Source organism: Corallococcus sp. AB011P, from assembly GCF_003611605.1.
Lineage (GTDB): Bacteria > Myxococcota > Myxococcia > Myxococcales > Myxococcaceae > Corallococcus > Corallococcus coralloides.
Window position 1 is genome coordinate 146,863 of record NZ_RAVX01000006.1, and the last position, 20,043, is coordinate 166,905.

At 69.9% G+C, this 20,043-nt stretch carries 22 protein-coding genes; 9 read left to right on the forward strand and 13 right to left on the reverse strand.

Annotated elements, in window-relative coordinates; translation table 11 throughout:
- Positions 1 to 78 precede the first annotated feature (78 nt).
- Entirely contained in the window at positions 79 to 1,011 is a 933-nt protein-coding gene (locus tag D7X30_RS18690; RefSeq protein WP_120564496.1) for an MBL fold metallo-hydrolase, read from the forward strand.
- Here the strand turns inward: D7X30_RS18690 and D7X30_RS18695 are convergent.
- Positions 944 to 1,957: a GlxA family transcriptional regulator gene (locus D7X30_RS18695; RefSeq protein WP_120564303.1), complete on the reverse strand. Its 1,014-nt coding sequence runs from the start codon at positions 1,955 to 1,957 to the stop codon at positions 944 to 946. The two genes, D7X30_RS18690 and D7X30_RS18695, sit on opposite strands and share 68 nt — an antisense overlap.
- 163 nt (positions 1,958 to 2,120) lie before the next feature.
- Here D7X30_RS18695 and D7X30_RS18700 point away from each other — a divergent pair, with 163 nt between their 5' ends.
- Positions 2,121 to 2,489, forward strand: coding sequence for a hypothetical protein (locus tag D7X30_RS18700; protein WP_120564304.1), 369 nt, complete (start codon positions 2,121 to 2,123; stop codon positions 2,487 to 2,489).
- Positions 2,486 to 2,800, forward strand: coding sequence for a DUF3817 domain-containing protein (locus D7X30_RS18705; protein ID WP_120564305.1), 315 nt, complete (start codon positions 2,486 to 2,488; stop codon positions 2,798 to 2,800). The genes D7X30_RS18700 and D7X30_RS18705 overlap by 4 nt, the downstream gene beginning before the upstream one ends.
- A gap of 7 nt (positions 2,801 to 2,807) precedes the next feature.
- On the opposite strand, the gene D7X30_RS18710 is transcribed toward D7X30_RS18705, so the two are convergent.
- Both D7X30_RS18710 and D7X30_RS18715 read right to left on the reverse strand, forming a co-directional pair.
- Entirely contained in the window at positions 2,808 to 4,187 is a 1,380-nt protein-coding gene (locus D7X30_RS18710; RefSeq protein WP_147443240.1) for a hypothetical protein, read from the reverse strand.
- Between the two features lie 87 nt (positions 4,188 to 4,274).
- Entirely contained in the window at positions 4,275 to 4,682 is a 408-nt protein-coding gene (locus tag D7X30_RS18715; RefSeq protein ID WP_199724412.1) for a MarR family winged helix-turn-helix transcriptional regulator, read from the reverse strand.
- A gap of 94 nt (positions 4,683 to 4,776) precedes the next feature.
- On the opposite strand from D7X30_RS18715, the gene D7X30_RS18720 reads away from it, so the two are divergent.
- Positions 4,777 to 5,862: an aldo/keto reductase gene (locus tag D7X30_RS18720; protein WP_120564307.1), complete on the forward strand. Its 1,086-nt coding sequence runs from the start codon at positions 4,777 to 4,779 to the stop codon at positions 5,860 to 5,862.
- A 6-nt stretch (positions 5,863 to 5,868) separates the two neighbouring features.
- Here the strand turns inward: D7X30_RS18720 and D7X30_RS18725 are convergent, their stop codons facing one another.
- The gene (locus D7X30_RS18725) at positions 5,869 to 6,789 is read right to left on the reverse strand and encodes a LysR family transcriptional regulator (protein WP_120564308.1); all 921 of its coding nucleotides are present in this window, start codon (positions 6,787 to 6,789) and stop codon (positions 5,869 to 5,871) included.
- Between the two features lie 93 nt (positions 6,790 to 6,882).
- On the opposite strand from D7X30_RS18725, the gene D7X30_RS18730 reads away from it, so the two are divergent.
- Entirely contained in the window at positions 6,883 to 7,767 is an 885-nt protein-coding gene (locus D7X30_RS18730) for an NAD-dependent epimerase/dehydratase family protein (protein ID WP_120564309.1), read from the forward strand.
- A 66-nt stretch (positions 7,768 to 7,833) separates the two neighbouring features.
- Here D7X30_RS18730 and D7X30_RS18735 read toward each other — a convergent pair whose 3' ends face one another.
- Positions 7,834 to 9,384 (reverse strand): DUF1501 domain-containing protein, encoded by a 1,551-nt coding sequence (locus tag D7X30_RS18735; RefSeq protein WP_120564310.1) that lies wholly within the window; start codon positions 9,382 to 9,384, stop codon positions 7,834 to 7,836.
- A gap of 5 nt (positions 9,385 to 9,389) precedes the next feature.
- Positions 9,390 to 11,072: a DUF1800 family protein gene (locus tag D7X30_RS18740; protein ID WP_120564311.1), complete on the reverse strand. Its 1,683-nt coding sequence runs from the start codon at positions 11,070 to 11,072 to the stop codon at positions 9,390 to 9,392.
- A 204-nt stretch (positions 11,073 to 11,276) separates the two neighbouring features.
- On the opposite strand from D7X30_RS18740, the gene D7X30_RS18745 reads away from it, so the two are divergent.
- Together D7X30_RS18745 and D7X30_RS18750 are read left to right on the forward strand one after the other, a co-directional pair.
- Positions 11,277 to 12,686, forward strand: coding sequence for a hypothetical protein (locus D7X30_RS18745; protein ID WP_120564312.1), 1,410 nt, complete (start codon positions 11,277 to 11,279; stop codon positions 12,684 to 12,686).
- Positions 12,687 to 12,723: 37 nt separating this feature from the next.
- Positions 12,724 to 13,344: a hypothetical protein gene (locus tag D7X30_RS18750; protein ID WP_120564313.1), complete on the forward strand. Its 621-nt coding sequence runs from the start codon at positions 12,724 to 12,726 to the stop codon at positions 13,342 to 13,344.
- On the opposite strand, the gene D7X30_RS18755 is transcribed toward D7X30_RS18750, so the two are convergent.
- Positions 13,325 to 13,975 (reverse strand): hypothetical protein, encoded by a 651-nt coding sequence (locus D7X30_RS18755; protein ID WP_233591647.1) that lies wholly within the window; start codon positions 13,973 to 13,975, stop codon positions 13,325 to 13,327. The two genes, D7X30_RS18750 and D7X30_RS18755, sit on opposite strands and share 20 nt — an antisense overlap.
- On the opposite strand from D7X30_RS18755, the gene D7X30_RS18760 reads away from it, so the two are divergent.
- On the forward strand, positions 13,974 to 14,708 hold the full coding sequence (locus D7X30_RS18760; protein WP_120564315.1) for a hypothetical protein: 735 nt from the start codon (positions 13,974 to 13,976) through the stop codon (positions 14,706 to 14,708). The genes D7X30_RS18755 and D7X30_RS18760 overlap by 2 nt on opposite strands.
- A gap of 9 nt (positions 14,709 to 14,717) precedes the next feature.
- On the opposite strand, the gene D7X30_RS18765 is transcribed toward D7X30_RS18760, so the two are convergent.
- The 6 genes from D7X30_RS18765 to D7X30_RS18790 form a co-directional block, all read right to left on the reverse strand.
- A complete protein-coding gene (locus D7X30_RS18765) occupies positions 14,718 to 14,918 on the reverse strand; it encodes a hypothetical protein (RefSeq protein WP_014395637.1) in 201 nt (66 codons plus the stop codon).
- A complete protein-coding gene (locus D7X30_RS18770) occupies positions 14,915 to 15,772 on the reverse strand; it encodes a hypothetical protein (RefSeq protein ID WP_120564316.1) in 858 nt (285 codons plus the stop codon). Before D7X30_RS18770 ends, D7X30_RS18765 begins: the two co-directional genes overlap by 4 nt.
- Complete coding sequence (locus D7X30_RS18775; protein ID WP_233591648.1) at positions 15,769 to 16,869, reverse strand: pilus assembly protein; 1,101 nt, start codon at positions 16,867 to 16,869, stop codon at positions 15,769 to 15,771. Before D7X30_RS18775 ends, D7X30_RS18770 begins: the two co-directional genes overlap by 4 nt.
- A complete protein-coding gene (locus D7X30_RS18780; RefSeq protein WP_120564318.1) occupies positions 16,869 to 18,494 on the reverse strand; it encodes a pilus assembly protein in 1,626 nt (541 codons plus the stop codon). The genes D7X30_RS18775 and D7X30_RS18780 overlap by 1 nt, the downstream gene beginning before the upstream one ends.
- A 36-nt stretch (positions 18,495 to 18,530) precedes the next feature.
- Positions 18,531 to 19,352: a TadE family protein gene (locus D7X30_RS18785; protein WP_120564319.1), complete on the reverse strand. Its 822-nt coding sequence runs from the start codon at positions 19,350 to 19,352 to the stop codon at positions 18,531 to 18,533.
- A gap of 174 nt (positions 19,353 to 19,526) precedes the next feature.
- Positions 19,527 to 19,862 (reverse strand): TetR-like C-terminal domain-containing protein, encoded by a 336-nt coding sequence (locus tag D7X30_RS18790; protein WP_233591649.1) that lies wholly within the window; start codon positions 19,860 to 19,862, stop codon positions 19,527 to 19,529.
- Here D7X30_RS18790 and D7X30_RS18795 point away from each other — a divergent pair.
- Positions 19,842 to 20,036: a hypothetical protein gene (locus D7X30_RS18795; protein ID WP_233591651.1), complete on the forward strand. Its 195-nt coding sequence runs from the start codon at positions 19,842 to 19,844 to the stop codon at positions 20,034 to 20,036. The two genes, D7X30_RS18790 and D7X30_RS18795, sit on opposite strands and share 21 nt — an antisense overlap.
- The last annotated feature ends 7 nt before the right edge of the window (positions 20,037 to 20,043 follow it).

Below are 20,043 nucleotides of genomic sequence, written 5' to 3' on the forward strand. Positions count from 1 at the left end.
ATCCACAGGTGCATCGCGCATCTTGCCGCCTGTCCCGAACGCCCGGTGCCTCGCGCCGGAAGGAAGAAGGAGTCCGCCATGAAGTCCTCCCTGCTCGCGCTCTGCCTCGGTATCGCTGGGTTCACCACCGGCTGCGCCACGTCCTCGCACGGCGTCCAGAAGTCCGCGCTCGGCGTGACGCGCCCGGCGGACGCGGTGCTGGCGGAGCTGGACGTGCCCGGGCCGGTGGAGCTGGAGACGGTCACTTCGTGCGACTGGGCCGTGGACCGGAGCGGCCTCATCAACCTGGACCACCCGACGGCGAAGGCGGCGCACCTGGAGGACGGAGACGAGCCCGCGCAGGTCTTCTTCCACGCGCTGCGCCACCCCACGAAGGGGATGTACATCGTGGACACGGGCGTGGAGACGGCGCTGCGGGACGCGCCGGACCGCGCGGCGCTGGGCAGCATCATCGTAAGCGCGATGCACATGGAGAAGATGAAGGTGCTGGCGCCGCTGGGCGAGTGGCTGGCGAAGCAGCCCCAGCCGCTCTCCGGCGTCTTCCTCACGCACCTGCATCCGGATCACATCAGCGGCATGGCGGACGCACCGGCGGGGACGCCCGTGTACACCGGCCCGGGCGAGGCGGGCCTCCGCGCCTTCCGGAACCTGGTGGTGCAGGGCGCCACGGACCGCGCGCTGGAGGGCAAGCCGGCGCTGTCGGAGTGGAACTACACGGCCGACCCGAAGGGCCTCTTCGACGGCGCGGTGGACATCTTCGGGGACGGCTCCGTGTGGGCGCTCTGGGTGCCGGGGCACACGCCGGGCAGCACCGCGTACCTCGTGCGCTCCACGAAGGGGCCGGTGCTGCTGTTGGGCGACGCCAGCCACACGCGCTGGGGCTGGGAGCACGACGTGGAGCCGGGCACCTTCACGGAGGACGGGCCGCGCAGCGTGGAGAGCTTCAAGAAGCTGCGCGCCTTCGTCGCGGCGCACCCACAGGTGGAGGTGCGCTTCGGCCACCAGCACTGAGGCGTGCTCCTCCCCGGAACGCACGGCGGTAGGCGAGGGGACTGGTGGTGACGAAGCGTTGGAAGTGTTCGCGGAACGTGGTGGGCGAATGGAAGCCCACTTCTTCCGCGACGGCCTCCACGGACCGACCGGTGGTCTCCAGCAGGTGCTGGGCTCGGCGCACGCGGGCGCGCAGGAGCCATTGGAGCGGCGTGGTGCCGGTCTGTTCCCGGAAGCGACGGCTCAGGGTGCGCTCGCTCATCGCCGCCTTCCGGGCGAGGGCCGGGAGCGTGAGCGGGCGGTGCAGGTGGTCCTCCATCCAGCGCAGGAGCGGCTCCAGCGACGCGCCTTCCGGTGAGGGCGGTGCGTGGGTGATGAACTGGGACTGGCCGCCATCGCGCTCCAGCGGCATCACGGCCAGCCGCGCCGCGTCCGCCGCCACGGCGGAGCCATGGTCGCGCCGCACCAGGTGCAGGCACAGGTCCAGGCCCGCCGCCGCGCCCGCGGAAGTGAGCAGTTGTCCGTTGTCGACGTAGAGGACGTTCGGATCCACCTGGATGAGGGGATGGCGTCGGGCCAGCTCCTCCGTGCCCATCCAGTGGGTGGTGGCGCGCAGCCCGTCGAGCAGCCCGGTCGCGGCCAGAAGGAAGGCCCCGGAGCAGATGGACGCGATGCGCGTGCCCCGGCGGGCCGCCGCGCGGAGCGCCTTCAGGAGCTGGGGTGGAAAGGGTACGGAGACATCCGAGATGCCCGGCAGGACGATGGTGTCCGCGCGTGCCAGCGCGCCCAGGCCGTGCTGGGTCTTCACCCGGAATGCGCCCGCGTGGACCTCGGGTGTCACGCCGCAGACGCGGACCTGGTAGCCCGCGCCGCCGCCCGGCAGTCGCACGCGGCCGAAGACCTCGGTGGGAATCGCGAGGTCGAAGGGCACGACTCCATCCAGCGCGACGATGGCCACGGTGTGCATGGCGGGAAGATGCCAGGGTGGGGGTGTTCCCGCCAGCCGGGTGCCGTGGCGGGAAGCCGTCGAAAGATGGCGTTTCCGCCACTCACGGTAGGGGTGGGGCCCGTGTCATACGGACGGAGCTTCGTGGCGATGGCCGCCACTGCGTGTCCGGGACGTGTGACGGGTGTTGATCTACCGCTTGCTGCTCCTGCTGAAGTTCGTGGGTGTGGTGCTCTACGGCGGCGGGCTCGTGGGGGCGCTGGCCGCGACGGAGTCCCGGGACCGCAAGCGCGCGGTGCACGCCATCGCGTCACCGGGGTTGGTGGTGACGTGGACGGCGGGCTACCTGCTCACGCTCCAGTTCAACATCGCGTTGACGGAGGCGTGGATTCTGGGCGGGTTGACGCTGTCGCTGGTGTCGCAGCTGGCGCTGGTGGCCATGGCGTCCAGAGGACAGCGCACGGTGGCGGGGGCGCTCTGGGCCGCGGTGCCGTTCTTCTGCGTGTTGGTGCTGATGGTCTTCCGGCCGCGCTGGCCCTGGGTGGACACATGAATGCGCTGAGACAGCTGCGGTGGGTGGCCTTCCTGGAGGGGATGTCCTTCCTGGGGCTGCTCTTCATCGCGATGCCGGTGAAGTACCTGTTGGATCAGCCCCTGGCGGTGCGGATTACCGGCAGCGTCCACGGGCTCCTGTTCCTGCTCTTCGTATCGTCACTGTTTCGCGCGGCATCCGAACACGGCTGGACGGCGCGCCGTTCGCTCGCGGTGTTCGGTGCGTCGCTGGTGCCGTTCGGGAACTTCGTGCTGGACCGCTCGCTGCGGCGGGAGGAGCAGCGAGCGGAGGAAGGCACCCCTCATCCGTAACGGGCGCCTACCGCAGCCGGAACGACCCCTCGGAGATGATCAGCAGCTCCACTCCGGTGGTGGCCTTGGGGCCGAAGGCCGTCAGGGTGGCGGAGGCACCTCCGCGCACCGCGGCGTCATAGGTGGAGAAGGCACTGACCACCGCGTCCGAGAGCACCGTGGCGGACGCCTTTCCGGACTGTTCCAGCACCGTGCCCAGCGTGGCTTCGAGCGTCGCGCCCGCCTGCGCTCCCACGTGGACCGCCGAGTCGAAGGCGAGCTGGTTGCTGCTCGTCACCCCCAACTGAGCCCCCATCACAGACGTGCTGCCGCCGGTCGCGAGCTGGGTGTTGTAGTTCGCCCAGGCCGTGGCGGCGGCGCTGGCCGACGTGGCGGAAGAGAGGTTCGCGCGCAGCGACGTGGCGGCGGTGTTCGCCTGCTGCACTGTCAGGTCGGTGGCGCTCGCGCCCTGGAGCAGGGCCTTCACGGCGGCCTCGGTGGCCCGGGCCTCCAGCGCGGCGGCGGCTCGCAATGACACGTCCGCGACCGCGATCCCTGCTCCCGAGGACAGCCGCGCATCCACAGCCATGCGATAGGCCACGCTGGCCTCGCGCTCCGCCTGCTGGTCCTGCGCGTCGTTCGCCTGGGGCGTGGCCGCGCGCACCGCCGCGAAGAACGTGTCGTAGGCCCCCGCCGCGGACTGTCCGCCGGCATCCAGCGCCGCGTCCAACTGCGCGGACGCATCCAACGACGCACTGAAGAGCTGCTCCTGCGTGACCGCCACGCCGGCCCGGGTGTACGCCTTGATCCGCGTCGCTTGCGCCGCGCGCACCGCCGCGGCGAGCGCCTCCACCGACTCGGTCGCCGTCTCCTTGAGCTGGCCCCGGACCGCCGCCGCCTGCTCCGCGTTCAGCCGCGCGCGCAGGTCCACCGTGTCCACGCTGTTCGCCGCGTCCCCGTCCCGCGCCATCTGGACGAAGACCTCCGCCTCCAGCGAGGACTCACTGGTGATGGGCGGCGCCGTGCGCACCTCCTGACCGGTTTGCGGCGTCGTGGAGTCCAGCACCGCGGAGCCCACCGTGACGCCCGCCCGGTTTACAGCTTCGATGATCAGCCGCTGCCCCGCGCCGTCCAGCTCCAGCATGTAGCTGCCATCCGCCTCGACGTCGGCCTCCGCCAGCGTGGTCAGGTCTCCGGACGCCACCACGCGGCTGATCCGCACCGTGGCCGCCGCCGAAACCGTCCCATCCCCGGCCAGCGCGGGCGCGCCGTCGGTGAGCCCCTGCGACTGCTGCCCGCCTCCGTTGGTGACGTGGCCCTGGACCTTCACCTTGTCGCCGCCACAGGCAGCGAGCATCCAGCACACCAGTGCACCCAGAACCACTTCACCCGCGCGACGCGTCTGCATGAATGGGGAACTCCCGGCCGGGCGAAAACCGCCTCGGCGTCATGGCCGGGATTACGCACCAGGGGATTGGCTGGATTCAAGCCGACGTCAGCTCAGCTTCTCGAGCAGGCTCCGGAGCTCGGCCTGCTCCGCCGCACTCAAGCGTCCGAGCCGCGCGCCGAACGCCTCCGACAGCATCGCGAGCCCCTTCGCCGTCACCTTGCGGCCTGCCGGGGTGACCTGCAGCCGGTGCCGCCGCAGGTCCTCGGCGTCGATCTCCCGGCGCAGGAAGCCCGCCGCCTCCAGCCGCTTCACGTACACCGTCACCGTCGGCTTCGGCATGCTCAGGGTCGCCGCCAGCTCGGCCGGGTAGGGGTGCTCCTCCACCTGCGCCAGCACGAACAGCTCCTTCGTGTCCAACCCCAACCCGGCGATGTCGGGGGAGACCCCGGAGATGACCGACATCAACAGGTTGTAGTTCAGCGACCAGATCTTCGCCGGGTCGATTCTCGACATGGGCCCTTGCGCGGAAATTGGTACAAAATTAAATCAATTCAAGGCTGAACCAGTTCGGCCTCCCTGAAACGGTAACACATCCCCTGGAGCCCCCATGCCTCTCGACCACTACGTCACGCTCGGCCGCTCCGGCCTTCGCGTGAGCCCGCTGTGCCTTGGTGCGATGACGTTCGGTGAAGACCTTGGCTGGGGCACCAGCGTGGAGGAGTCCCAGCACATCATCGACCGGTTCATCGAACTGGGCGGCAACTTCATCGACACCGCGAACTTCTACACGAAGAGCCACTCCGAGAAGATCATCGGTGACCACGTCGGCAAGCACGCTGCCCGGCGCGACCGCCTGGTCATCGCCACGAAGTTCAGCGGCAACCTCTACCCCGGCGACCCGAACGGCGGCGGCTCCGGCCGCAAGTCCATCATCTCGGCGTGCGAGAACTCGCTCCGCCGCCTGCAGACCGACTACATCGACCTCTACTGGCTGCACAACTGGGACAAGCACACGCCCATCGACGAGACGATGGCCGCGCTGGAGGACCTGGTCCGGGCCGGCAAGGTCCGCTACCTCGGCGTCTCCGACACGCCCGCGTGGAAGGTCGTCGAGGCCAACGTCACCGCGCGCTTCCGGGGCTGGTCGGCCTTCATCGGGTTGCAGATTGAGTACTCACTGCTCGAGCGCAGCGTGGAGCAGGAACTGGTCCCCATGGCCCTGGAGCACGGGCTGGGCATCACCCCCTGGTCGCCGCTCAAGAGCGGCGCGCTCAGCGGCAAGTACACGCGCAAGAACGCGGGCCAGCTGAAGGGAGACCGGGGCGCCTTCATCGAGCCCTACCTGAACGAGAAGGCCTATTCCGTCGTCGACGCGCTCGAGGCCATCGCTCGCGCGCATGAGAGCACTCCGGCGCGCGTGGCGCTGGCCTGGGTCATGGCGAAGCCGGGGGTGGGCTCGACCATCATCGGCGCGCGGCGGATCGCGCAGCTCGAGGACAACCTGAAGGCCGCCGACGTGAAGCTCACGGCCGAGGAGCTGGGCCGGCTGGATGAGCTCACGAAGCCCACGTTCGGGTTCCCGCAGAGCATGGAGCCCATGTTCCCCTCCATCCACAACGGCGGGACGACGGTGAACGGCATCCAGATGCCGGCTTCCCCCTTCGGCGTGGAGAAGGGCGACAAGATCTACTGACCGCCGTCACCGCCGGGGCCGGGGCTTCGTGCCCGGCCTCGTCTCCTCGCGCGCGAACGCGTCCGCCACGAAGTCCACGAACACGCGGACGCGGGGCGACAGGTGCCGGCGCTCCGGATAGACGACGAACACGTCGGGCCCCGGCGAGTGCACCTCGCCGAGCACGGCCCGCAGCCGCCCGGAGGCCAGCGCCTGCGTGGCGACGAACTCCGGGATGCGCGCGATGCCCACGCCCTCCTGCGCCAACGTCAGCAGCGCTTCGTTGTTGTCGGACGCGAAGGGGCCGGGCACGTCCACCTCCTTGCCATCCAGTCGCCACGGGACGCGCTGGCCGCCGCGTAAGTAAGCCAGACACGCATGGCGCTGGAGGTCCGCCACCTTCCGGGGCGTGCCGTGCCGGCGCAGGTACGCGGGTGAGGCGCAGATGACGGCGCGAGACTCTCCCAGCCGCCGCCGCACGAGCCGCGTGTCCGCGCTCTCCCCCATGCGCAGCCCCACGTCCACGCGCTCCTCCACCAGGTCGATGAAGCGGTCCGTAAGCCCCAGCGCGCACTGAATCTGGGGATACGCGGCGAGGAACGCCGGCAGCCGTGGCACCAGCCAGTGACGGCCCAGGTCCATGGGCGCGGTGACGTGCAGCGGACCGCGAGGACCCTTCGACTCGCGCAGCTCTCCTTGCGCCGCGTCCAGCTCCGCCACGATGCGCTGGCCCCGCTCGAAGAGGGACAGCCCCTCCGGTGTCGGCTGGAGCCGCCGCGTGCCGCGCTGGAGGAGCAGCACCCCCAACCGGCCCTCCAGGCGGGCCACCGTCTTGCTGACCGCGGAAGGGGACACGCCGAGCGCCCGGGCCGCCGCGCTGAAGCTGCCCGTTTCGAGCGTGCGCACGAAGGCGCCCAAACCGGCGAGCGGCTCCTGGATGAGGGTCATTCAAGAACTCTAGGAACAGGACATGTGCCCGGCAAGCCACTACCCGTCCATGGGGGAACAGTGCAGGTTTCCTCCCATTCACGGGAGCGGATCATGAAAGTCTTCGTGTTGGGCGCGACGGGGTACATCGGCGGGTCGGTGGCGGCGCGGTTGATGGCGGCGGGACACCAGGTGGTGGGCACCGCCCGGACGCAGGACAAGGCGCGGGAGCTGGAGGCGCGCGGCATCCAGGCGACGGTCGCTTCGTTCGACGACCTGGACGCGCTCGCGCGGCTGGCGAAGGAAGCCGACGCGGTCATCAACGCGGCGTCCGCGGACGAGCGCAAGGTGGTGGAGGCGCTGCTCGCCGCGCTGAAGGGCTCCGGCAAGCACTTCATCCACACCAGCGGCTCCAGCATCGTCGCCACCGACGCGGGCGGCGAGCTGACCCCGGGTGTGCACGACGAGGACACGCCCATCGAGCCCGTCCCGGAGAAGGTGGCGCGCATCTCGCTGGACAAGACGGTGCTGGACGCCGCGAAGGACGGCATCCACTCGAACGTCATCTGCCCGTGCCTCATCTACGGCAAGGGCCTGGGCCTGAACCCGGACAGCGTGCAGCTGCCGCCGCTCATCCGGTACGCGCGCGAGTCGGGCACGGCGCGCTACATCGGGAAGGGCGAGAACGTCTGGTCCAACGTGCACATCGAGGACCTGGCGGACCTGTACCTCCTGGTGCTGGAGCGCGCGCCGGCCGGGGCGTTCTTCTTCGCGGAGAACGGCGAGGCGAACTTCCGGGACGTGGTGACGGCCATCGGCAAGAGCCTCCACCTGCCCGTGGGCAGCATGCCGCTGGCGGAAGGGGAGAAGCGCTGGGGCGTGGAGCTGGGACGGCTGGCGCTCGCGTCCAACAGCCGCATCCGCGCGAAGCGGGCTCGCGCGCTGGGCTGGAAGCCGCACCGGCCCTCCGTGTTCGACGTGCTCGCGGAGCTGAAGTAGCCGCGCGCCCTCGAAGTAGGCCGCGAGCCCGGCAAGGCTCGCGGCCTGCTCACGTTCATACCGGCGTCAGTCCGCCAGCATGAAGCCCACCTTGGCCCTGCGCGCCTGCGCCGGGAAGTTGCGCGCCACCGCGTCCGCCAGGTAGCCGGTGAGGTTGGGGAACACGTAGTCGCGCTCGGCGGCGGTGTTCAGCCCCAGCCACGAGGCAATCGTCCAGCCGTACTGCTCCACCGAGAGCGTGGGGATCCACCGGCCCCGCTCGTCCGTGGAGCCATCCAGTGAGCCGGTCAGGTCCAGGCTGGGAAAGGTGCCGTAGAACGCCCCGCCCGCCACGCGGTTGCCCAGGACGATGGCGTGACCGCCCCAGGCGTGGTCCGTGCCGCTGTCGCCGTTCTCCAGCAGCGTCCGGTTGAAGTCGCTCATGGTGAAGAGCGTGGCCTGCGGCGCGTTGGAGCCGAACACGGCGGTCTGCGTCTCCAGCAGCGTCATCGACCGCTGGAAGGCGTCCAGCGCGAAGTCCAGCTGCTCGAAGAGCTTCGGCTGATCCACGTCCTCGTCGTGATGCGTGTCGAAGGATCCGAAGCCCACGGAGAACACCTGGCGCTTGAGGCCCAGGCCGCCCTTGTCCACCGGCATGGCGCCCGCCACCAGGTCGCGCACCACCTGGTAGAGCTGCGTGTGCAGCGTCCACTTCGCGGTGTCCTCCGGCGGCAGCGAGGGCTCGAAGTAGTGATCGATGGTCAGGCGGGTGGCCTCGGGCAGCTGTGCCCACGCCGCTTCGCGCGCGGCGGCGCGGGCGGAGGAGAAGCCCTGCGCCGTGGTGAACACTCCCGCGTAGGCCGTCTCCAGCACGTTGCCGTCCTGCACTGGCATCACGTCCGCCAGCGCCGACTGCTGGAGCTGGTCGAAGTCCGACGGCGGCGTGTTGACGGTGCGGAACGCGAGCGTGCCGTCCGGGGCCACCACCATGGGCTTGCGCTCCACGCCCGCGCAGAAGCGCGGCTTGCCACCGAACGACGTCACCTCCGGGTAGTCCGGCGGCGTGCTGGAGTTGAGGACGTGCAGCTTGTCCGCCGCGCGGCCGCCCCAGCCCGTGACCTTGATGTCGGAGGTGACGGTGCTGGAGCCGGGGTTGGCCAGCGCGCTCGCCCATGCGTCCTGCTGGTCGCTGTGGGAGAAGAGGTTCTCCGTCACGGCGGGGCCGCCGGCCAGGTAGTCCGCCTTGGTCAGCGGGAGCACCATCGGGCCCACGTTGCACACGAACGCGGCGCGGCCCGACTGGAAGTGCGCGCGCAGCTTCGAAAGCGTCCTGGGCATGCCGAAGGGGGTGGAGGGCAGGTTCGAGGGGCTGATGAGGTCCAGTTGGTCCGTCTTCAGGCCGACGGTGGGACGTGCATCCAGGTACGCCGCGTAGGCGTTGGTCTCCACCGGGACGATGAGGTTGTTGCTGTCGTTGCCTCCCAGCAGGAGGACGCAGACGGCCACGCGGCTGCCGGCGTAGCCGTTGAGGGTGGCCGCTTGGGCGTTGCCCACCCAGCGGGGAAGGGCGGCCGCGGCGGCCAGGAAGCCCAGGCCCTGCGTGGCGCGCCGGAGGAACTGGCGACGGGTCGTGGTCATGGGGTTCACCGCTGGACCTGGAAGGAGGGGGAGAGGAACGTCAGGTAGAGCGCCAGCTTCTTCTTGCGGATGAGCGAGTTCGCCCGGCTGTCACCCATGGCCGTCAGCAGCTTCTGCTCCAGCTCCGGCGCCATCGTGCCGTGCAGCCAGTAGCGGCCCAGGTACGCGACCAGGTCCGTGTTGGTGGACGGCAGCAGGTCGTAGTCCACGGTGATGCCCGCGTTGGCGGCGCTGTTGGTGTAGAGGAACTCGTGCAGGAAGTTGGCGCGCGCCGTGAGGGTGGCCGTGTCCAGGATGGCGAACTCGGGCCCCACGAGGCCGTCCGCGCCCGGCAGCGGTGCGTTGGGCGGGTAGTAGCTGAACACGGAGGGCGAGCGCGGCACCCACTGGTTCATCGACTTGCTCCAGTTGCTGAGCTTCAGGCCCGGGTCCTTGGTGGCCGTGTCCAGCGTGGGATCCAACCAGCGGACGACATGGGTGACGAACAGCGCGGGCGAGCGCAGGTGGCCGTAGCCGGGCCGCAGCGCCACGGGCGGCTGGGCGCCGCGCGCCTCGGTGTCCTCCAGGATGGCGCGCACCACCGCCTGGAGGTTGCCGCGCGTGCCGGTGCCGTCGTTCTTGAAGACGTTGGCCACGCGCCGGACGTAGTTGGGCGTCGGGTTGCTCGTGACCAGGTGCTGGATGAGCTGCTTGCTGATGAAGGGCGGGACGTTGGCGTCGTTGAAGACGTTGTTCAGCGCCTGCGTCAGGTGCGTGGTGATGTCCCCGCCCTCCGTGGTGGAGACGCCCCGCAAGAGCACCTGACGGCTCTTGTCGTGGTTGTTGTCGCAGGGCATCAGCGGGTTCTTGTAGTCGGGCGTATTGCCGGCGGCGCCCTTGGCCGGACACGCAGTGGCGTTCCAGGTCCAGCCGGACAGGGCGTGCGCGAAGGCCTTCACCTGATCCTCGCTGTACGCGCGCTGCCGGTTGCCGTTGGCGTCCAGCAGCGGGGTGCCGTCGTTGTTCAGCTTGTCCGTGCCCAGCGTGAAGAGCTGGAGCATCTCCCGCGCGTAGTTCTCGTTCGGGTCAATGGGGTTGCCGTACTTGTCGAACGCGCGGTTGTTCGCCATGTCCAGGTAGCGGCCCATGGCGGGGTTCTTCGTCACCTCCTCCAGCAGCGTGCGGAAGTTGCCGAAGGCGTGCTGCGACAGCAGGTTCATGTACCCCGCGAGCGCCACCTTGGAGTCCGGGTATGGCGTCCGGGTGGACTCCGGGATGCCGTTCTGGGAGACGACGAAGATCTGGCTGAGCGCGAACGCCACGCGCTGGCGCAGCTGATCCTCTCCCGTCACCGCGCGCTGGAAGAACTGCGAGCCCAGGTCCTGGGCGCTCTCGCCGTCATAGGGCGTGGCGGGCTGGAGCGCGAACTGCTCCGTGAGCGACTGGGTGATGCCCACGGACATCACGCGCTCCACGGTGCCCACCGGCGCGGGCGCCACGCCGCGCGCCAGCTTGGGGCCGAAGGAGGACTGCTCCAGGAAGCGGATGCTGTTCGCCTCGCCAGGCGTCTCCAGGGACTCCGCGGCCTGTTCGGCCCGGCCCAGGACTTCCTGCTGTTCGGGGGGAGGGGACTCTGTTGCGGAAGGACCGTCGGCCTGTGTGCAGGACGTGGCGCACAGGGCGAGGGCCAGGGCGGCGCGACGAAGCATCCGGTACCTCCTGGGGACTGCGGGGGGGATCGACCCCGGAACGCCGGGGCCGCGACGTCACGAAAGATTCTAAGAGATATGTTAATTCGTTGAAAGCGGCTTTTTCTGGTAGTGCCGGAACCATGGGATGCCGGAGGTTTCTTCGCGCCCGGATGCGGGGCGCGGGCCGTATGTCTGGCGACCCCGTCTTCCAGCGAGCCCGTGATGCCACCCGTCCCACCCTGGTCCTGGTTCTCCGTGCTGTTCCTGGGGGCGCTCTGCGCCTGCGGCACGCCTGTCCCCGCGCCGGTCCCTCCCGAGGACACGCCGCCCCTGAGTGAGCAGATGGATCCCGCCCTGGCCGCGCGCCTCCAGGTTGCGCGCGAGGCCGTGCTGGCGGACACGTGCTTCCGGGAGCGGCCGGACGGGGACGGGTGTGAGTGGGGAGAATTCCCCTTCGACCCTGGCGCGTTCGCGATGAGCCACGACAGCGGCGAGGCCATCCTCGTCATCGACGACTTCCCCACGCTGCCGCTGCGGACGCTGCGCTACCAGAACCGCCTCCGGGGGTATTTCCGGGTGGACGGGCAGGGACGGCTGGCGCCGGCTTCCTTCTCCTGGCGGGTTCCCGTCACGCTCTACCGGGTGCTCCAGTCGTTCGCGACGCCGGACTGCCTCCCCGCGGAGCAGCTGCGCTCCCTGGAGTCGCTGCTCTCGGAGACGTACCCCGACCAGGCCAACGACAGCGCGGGCCATGGCAGCTTCGTGTTCTCGGTGCTGGTGGAGACCAACCCGCACCAGTCCCTGGTCCTGCTGGACACGTTGCGCTTCCAGACCTTCGCGGCCGAGGAGTTCTGCGACGCCTCCGGGACACCCGCGTCCTTCGAGCGCCTCCGGGCGAAGGCCTCGGTCGTCGCGGACGGGCTGCTCGGCCTGATGGCGGAGCACGGCGTGCGCTACGTCAACCTGAGCTCGGGCGTGACGCTGGCCTCGGTGCGTGAGGACTGGATGGCGTCCTGCCAGGGGCCCCTTCCCGGTGACGACGTGCTGCGCGGAAAGCTGGAGGCCTATACGCCCATCTACGCGGCGCTCTTCAACACGCCGGGCGTCTTCACGGCCCAGTCCGCCATCGATGCCGTCAGTCCGGTGGAGAATCCCTTCGACTTCCCGTCGGAGGCCTTCCCCAACCGGCTGCGGGTGGGGTTCATCACGGTGCTCGAGTCCGGGCTGGACGCGGAGGGCCGGGGGGCGCATGCGTCCCTCGGCGGCTGGCCGGCGCGGGCCAACGTGGACCTGTATGTGAATACGGGCGTGCTGCCCCAGCGGCCCTTCGAACACAACCGGACGCCGCTGCTCCAGGCGGATGCCTTTGGCGTGGACATCCTGCCCATCACCCGGGCCACCACGTCCTGGGTCACGCCCCTGGCCCTCTCCCGGTTCATCCACGCGCGGTCCGCGCACTTCGCGGGGCAGGAGCTGTCGGACGCGCTGATCCGTCAGGTGATGGAACGGATGAGGCCGCCGCGTTGCGCGGACCTGCCCGGGGGCGTCTGCATCTACCAGGACCCGTTGCTGCACGGGCAGACGGAGGCGGTCCGGCTCAACTACCGCCGGCGGGAGTACACCGCGCCCTGAGTGCTCCCGGCGGGGCGCGATGGTGTAGGAAGGCCTCGTGACGCCTCAAAGCCTCCCCACGCGCCCCGTCTCCACGGCCGCCTTCCATGGCGTGTCGCTGGCCTTCTTCACGGGCTGCGCCGCATGGCTCGTGCGCGAGTCGCGGGAGCTGGGAGGCCGTCCTGGGATGATGGCGCTGGGCGTGGCGGTGGCCTCGGCGGGATTGGCGCTCGTGGCGCTGGGCGCGCTCGTGGCGCTGCTGCGCGGCGGGAGGCTCCTGGCGCTGCGCTCGCGCGCGGAGATGGGCACCTATGCGCTGGTGCTCGCGACCATGGCCGTGCTGGCGCTGGTGGGCCTGCGGCTCTTCTCCTCGGAGGGACGGCCCGCGCTCGCCACGTTCTGTCTGGGCGTCGCCGGGTGGCTCGCGGGGGTGGGGCTGCATGGCGTGCCCGCGCTGTTCCTGGGCCCCACGGGCTTCATCGATTCGCTGGGGCGGCGCACGCCGTTCTCCCGGCTGGAGTGGTTCTCGTTCCAGCGGGAGACGGGGGACCTGCCCCGCGTGCGCCTCCAGGCGGGGCACGGGACGCGGCTGCTCCTGGCCGCGCGGCTCGCGAGCTCGGACGAGGACGCGGTGCGGACCGCGCTCGTCGGAGCGGGCCTTACTTCCCGGCGGCGGTAGCGTCCTTCCACGGGTCTCCGCCCACGCCGAAGGCCTCCAACCGGAAGGACTGCGTGCCGGAGACGCTCACCAGGCCCAGCACCGGGACGCTGGGGGACCACTGGGCGATGATGCCTCCGGCGTACGAGTACTCCGACACCGCCAGCTTCTTGCCGGCGATCGTCTCCGTCGTCTCCCGAAGCGGGTGGGGTCTCCGGTCGGCGCCCGGTTGGTTGAACGGCGCGGGCCTGTCTTTCGGCGGACGGCCGGGCACGCGCAGGCGCATGAGCAGCACGCTCTTCGCGCTGAAGCGCTCGCCCTCCACCAGGAAGTCGAAGCCCACGCGTCCGGCGGCGGGCACGTCGAGCTCGATGACGACCCACCGGCCGCGCTTGCCCTCGTGGCGTCCCGGACCGCCCAGCTTGATCACGAACTGCGGGGGCCCGTCCGGCGACATGTTCACGTAGCGCGCCCAGCCACCTTCACGCACGACGAGCGGCAGGCCGAACAACGCATCCGGCGCGCTGTCCTGTGCCCGCGCGGGCAGGGCCCCCAGGCCCACGAGCAGCAACGCGAGCAGCGTCAGGAACCGTCCCACGCGTCCCCCGGACTTGTCCGGCGCTGAGCCCCGGACCGATAGTGCTGTTCCCATGCGCCGCCTCCTGTGTCCCGTGTGCACCGCCGTGCTGCTCTCCGCCACATCGGCCATGTCCGCCGCGCCCGACGCGGGCCTCGCTCCCGCCATGACGGTGGCCCCATCCGACGCGGGGACGCCCGCCCCCGCGGATCCGCCCATCGCCCCCGACCGCCTCGCGGAGGCGCGCGCCCTGGTGCCGCCCCTGCTGCTCTACGGCCAGCTCCAGCCCGTCGTGGGCACGTGGGTGGAATACACCGTCCGTTCGAAGCAGGTCACCTTCCCCGTGCGCGCCGCCGTCGTGGGAGAGACACCGCGCGAGCGCGACACGCTCTACCAGGTGGAGCTGGACTACCAGACGGCGCCCCGCGTCCTCATCATCGCCTGGGTGGCTCGCGCCGGTACCGGCCGCGCAGTGGTGGAGCGGCTGGCCATCACCGTGCCGCCCAGCACCCCCGTCGCCATCCCGGTGGACCTCCTCGCGGACCACGCCGCGCTCCGGGGTGCGCCCGTCCGTCAGCGCGACGTCGACCTGAGCGCCGGCCCCTTCGCCGGCAAGGGCCGCGAACAGACCTTCCGCCTGGAATCCGGCCAACAGATGACGGTGGTGACGGCCGCCACGGTGCCGGTGTTCGGCGTGGAGTCCCTGCGCGACGCGGAGGTCACCTGGACGGCGCGGAAGAGCGGCACCGGGGCCCGGCCCACGCTGGACTCCGTGCCCCTGTCGCTGCCCCGGCTGCCCGTGCCCTGACCCGAGCCTTCAGCCGAACGGGTAGCCCAGCACGCAGTAGAAGCCGCGGATGTAGATGGTGAGCGCCGCGAACATCTCCGGCGCGAACGTGGTGATGGCGCCAACGCCGAACATGAACGCCATCAGCAGCACCGTGAACTCCGCCATGGCCTGTCCCCGCGAGCGGGAACGCCGCATCCACCGGTAGCCACGCGACAACCAGCCATTCATCGATTCGACTCCTGGGGAAGGGGGGCACGCTCGAGCACGAACGTGATGAGGGATTCGGGCGGACCGTCCTTGTCGAGCGGCGCCAGCGTCAGCGACAGCCGCTCACCGGGGCGCTCGAAGTCGAGCACCTCCACGCCGCGCGCGAGGCGCCGGTCCGAAGGCGTGTAGCCTTTGGCGGGCAGCTGCGCCCGGTAGAACTCCGCGAGCATCTGGGGCGTGCCGTGCGCCACCTGCGTGAGCGTGGTGCTGCCCGCGCCCAGGCCTTCGTTGCCTTCGTCCACGCGCAGCACCGTCACCGCGCCCGGAGGCTGCGGCAGCGACGCGGGCGCAGTGCCCTGCAGGTGGATGCCCTCGCGCGCCTCCACCAATGAGGGGAACACGAGCGTGCGCGCAGTGGCGCCACCCACGCGGATGGTGGTGACGGCCACCAGCGCGCCCAGCCGCTCGTCGTAGTAGTTCACGGAGCCGCCGCCCGCGCCGTCGTCCTGCGTGACGATGTGGCGGCCCCGCAGCCGGAACTCCCGCGCGTAGAACTCCAGCACCTCGCCCGGCGGGTGGTCCGTTTCGAAGTAGAGCATCTCCATGGGGCTGCCGTTGGTCACCAGCCGGCCCATGGGCACCATCACCGCGCCGGGAAAGGGCGGGATGACCCGCGTCACCCGGCCCACGCCAGCATCCGGAAACGGCGGCGCCGGAGGCAGGGCGACCTGAGGCGTGGTGGGTGGCTTCGCCGGGGCCTCCGTCGACGGGGCCGGCGGGTCCTTCAGCAGCGCGGCGGTGGCCACGAGCGCGAGCAACCCGCCCAGGCCCAGCCAGCGCGTGAGCGCGCCCGTGTGGTCCGTCAGCCCGCTCATGGGATGCAGGCGTCGCTGTTGTAGTGGAAGTACGCCGCCGCCGCCGTCGTGGACTGCGTGTAGACGGACTCCGGCTGGTTGGAGATGGTCGCGCCCTGGAAGAAGTTCCCCCGGCACCGGTAGGAGCGCATGGGCCAGTTGTCGCCCCGGCCTCCGGAGTTGGAGAGGCCGCGCTTCGTGCGGATGGCGTTGGGCTCGCAGTTGCCGTAGCAGTAGCTGGTGTCATTGCGCCAGTAGGCGGCCTGGAGCACGTCGCCGGGCACCGTGCGCGTCGGCCGGACCGCGTTGAAGCGGCCCGCGTCCGGCACCGCGCGGATGAGCACGGACTGGCGGATGTATTCGTCGGAGAAGGGGAAATCGAGCCCCAGCACGGACAGCACCGCCGAGATGGAGTTCATCGCCCCGCCGCTGACGCCCGCGTAGACGATCTGGCTGGAGCGGTCATGCGTGAGCTGCTCCACGCGCGGATACGTCTGCGACGGAGCGTCTCCCGGCCCCCACGCCTTCCACGTGTCGTGGAAGAGGTAGAAGTGCTCCTGGAAGTTCAGGTCCAGCTGGTTGCCGTCGAAGCCCGTCGTGTAGAGGGCGACCTCGCGGGGGATGATGTGGTTGACCAGCCGGACCTGCACGTCCGCCTGGACCGCACCGACGCTGGGGTCGAAGCCCATGTCCTGGACCAGCTGCTCCGGCGAGCCGCCCAGCGCGCCAATGGCCGCGCCCGCCAGTCCACCCACGCCGGCCTGCCCACCCATCTTGGACATCTCCACGCCTTCGAGCGGCGCGTCCGCGTTCTGGGCCTGCACCTGAATGGTGATGCCGTTGCGGTAGGCCGTGCCCAGGTTTCCCGTCTTGGTGGAGCCGTCCAGGTCCTGGTAGCGCTGCCGCGCCTCCGCCGCGATGGTGGAGATGTCCTGGCGCATGGTGCGCTCGAAGGCGACGAAGCGCGCCATCTCCGCCATCTTGATGCGCGCGCGCTGCACCTCCCAGAAGTAGTTCGCCCAGAGGACGAGCACGACGAGCAGCGGCGCCAGCAGCGCCAGCTCCACCGTGGCCGCTCCCCGCGAAACGCGGCGGACGTGAAGGGGACGAGGGCGCATCAGTAGTTGATGCCTTGAATGAGCCATTCGCTGTCCTCCCATGCGGGCACCAGCCACTTGAGGTGATCCGCGTCCCAGTGCGTCTGCACGGGCGCCAGGCGCGCGGTCCAGAGCGGGTTGAAGAAGTTGGGCTCCTCCTTCCACGCGTTGGGGCGGTGGTAGATGGCGCGGCCCACCGCCATGGCCATCATGCCGCCCGTGCGCTGGCGGAAGTCCGCCGCGTAGCCGTCCTGCTTGCCGCCCACGTACTCCCAGGTCATGTCCAGGTACGACTCGCGGATTCCCTCGTCGTTGTTCTCCGCGGTGTTGTACTTGCCGTCGCCGTTGCCCTCCATGAACGCGTTGTTCTTCAGGTTCTCCAACTCGTAGACGGGCTTGTTGCCGCTGCGCTCCGCGCCCATGTCCTTGCCCAGGACGATGAGGTTGCACGGGTAGCCGAAGTGGTTCTGCCGCGGGCTGACGAAGCTGGTGTCGGACGTGATGAACGGCGTGATGCCCAGCCACGGGTGGTGGTCATCCGTCTTGTTGGAGCCGTATTCCTGGTGGAAGCCGCCCCGGTTGTCCGCCGCCGCCCGGAAGCGCAGCCGGAAGACGTCGCTCCAGCCGAACAGGAAGCAGGTGGGGCGCACCTCGATGCGGATGTCGTCCGACGCGAAGAGCTGATCCTTGCGGTTGTTCTCGAAGTTCTCGTCGAAGCTCTTGATCTGACTGTCCGCCGTCTTGCGGATGCGCAGCTCGCCAATGCCGACGCACAGCCGGAACTCCCACCTGCGCCCGATGAGGATGGGCCCCTGGCCCTCGGCCGTCCACGGCCGGCGCACGCCGTTGGCCAGGTTGCCCATCAGCAGGCGGTACTTGGCCATGTTCGGATCCGACAGCTTGTTGCCCGTCACCAGCTTCCCGCGCGTGAGCATGCCGGTGGGGTCCACGCCCATGGTGGGACTGCTGCTGAAGGGGCCGTCGTCCAGGACGTGCAGGAAGTTCTTGGCGTTGGAGTAGTTGATGTCGCTCGGGTTGCCGAACAGCGAGGACACGGACGCGTTGTTGAAGGACTGCCCGGAGTCCATGTCCTCGGTGACGTCCGCCCGGGGGTCGGTCTTCCTGATGACGTCCCCGTGCCCCTTCGTGGTGTAGAGGTCGAAGAGGGTGCCCGTGAGCATGGCCTCCTGGGCCAGCCACAGCGCGATGTTGAGCGCTGTAATCACCGGGATGAGCAGTCGTGAGACGGTCTCCACCGTCACCTTCCAGGCTTTTATCGCCGTGGACACGGCCGTGAAGACGGCGCCGATTCCGGGGATGTATTGCAGGTACTTGGCCGCGACGCCGATGGTGCGGTCCAGGTACACCGCGTGGCTCACGTAGGACATCAGCGTGAGCATCGCGGAGTAGTGCACGATCATCGCGCGGTTGGTGTACGCGAGGAAGTTGTAGGCCCGCGCCTCCTTCACCGCCAGCGAGTACGCCTGCGCGTCCGCGGCGTCCTGCAGCTTGATCTTCTCGTAGACGCCCTGGCCAATGCCTACCGACGTCATGATGGTGACGGCCAGCACCAGCATGACCACCACCCCAAGCACCATGGCCTGCCCGCGCTCGTCGCGCCGCAGTCTTCGCAGTATCCGGAACATCCGAGGGGGTCCTTCTGGCCAGCGCCGGGGGAGGCGCTAGCCGTCCACGGCGCACGAGGTGGGGCCATGCGCGCCGTTGAGGAAGTTGGACTGCATTCGCATCGAATAGGTGGCCACGACGGGGATGGCGAAGACGTTGCTGTCGGCGAGCGTGCGGATCTTCTTGTGGTCGTTGCTCTGGCCCGCGCCCTGGTCCTCCAGGTGGTCCGTGAGGCTGCCGCCGTTCACCTTCTGGGTGGTGAAGTTGACGCCCCGCATGGCCAGGCCGTTGAGCGCCTCGCGGCCCATGTAGAAGGCGTGCAGCTGCCAGTTCGCGAACGGGATGCGCATCTCGTAGAAGTACGTGATGCGCACCGTGAGGAGGTTGGCCTCGATGACCTGCGCGTTGCGGATGTCGTCGAAGTCCACCTCCAGGCCCGACAGGTGCGAGCCATAGGAGGAGAAGAGGGTGGGCAGCTGGCTGCGCCGGGGGTTGAGCACCTCCACCCGCACGCGCTCCAGGTTCACCTGCTGGTAGCGCTGGTTCTGGTCCGCGAGCTTCTCGTCCGTGTACGCGTCATGGACCAGCGCCACGTTGATGAGCGTGTCCACGCGGCCCTTGCCGCCGGACTTGGGAGGACCCAGGGTGGGCAGCAGCGCCACGTAGGCGGCATTCTTCATGATCTCGCAGTCGCCGCTGTTGACGATGCCCGCGCGCGCCGCCCGGTACGCCGCGTACTCCGTCATCAGCCGCGCATGGTGGAGCGTGCCCAGCTGGAGGATGCCCAGGATGAGGAACACCATCACCGGGATGACCAGCGCGGACTCCACGACCGCCTGACCCGACTCACCGGGATGGGTTGAATGGGACCTTTTCATGGGACGTCCAATGTTCACACAGCGTGTTGCCGGGATGCCAGTTGGCGGCCCCTGGGTCGCCCGCCAGCCTCCCTCATGAAACAAGGGCCATCCAATACAAGACGTAAAAAGACGGTATCGGGCACGTGGACGCGCCCGTGCCGGAAGAGGCCACCCTGCGGGTGGAGGTGAAAGCTACCGCGCGCGCTTTCCGGGTTTCGGGCCCTGCACCAGCGTGGCGACGAGGGTCTGCGCCAGCACTTCCGCCGGAGATCCCTGGAATCCGGAGCAGGTGAGCTTGAGGCTGATGATCCCGTGCAGCCCTGCCCAGAAGACCTCCGCCAGCTGCTCCGCGGGTGTGGCCTCCGGGGCCCGGCCGGCCGCCTTCAGGTCCGCGCAAGCGCTGATCAGCAAGGCGAAGGACCGGGGGCCCTCGCCGTGCTGCTTGTCCTGGAAGAGCTCCGCGGACAGCTTGGGGTCCTCCATGAAGATGAGGCGGTAGGTCTCCCGGTGCTCCAGGCCGAAGGCCACGTAGGCCTCCGCCTGCTCACGAACCCCGTGCTGCTGGACGACTCCGCGCTGCGCGGGCTCCTGGGCTCGGTGCACAAGACGCCGTACCCGGAAGGCATCCGTCAGACGCTCGCGGCGCTGCGCCGCGAGCAGGAGGCGAAGGCAGGTCCGGCCCGGGTCGCCGCGACGACCTGAGCCGGAG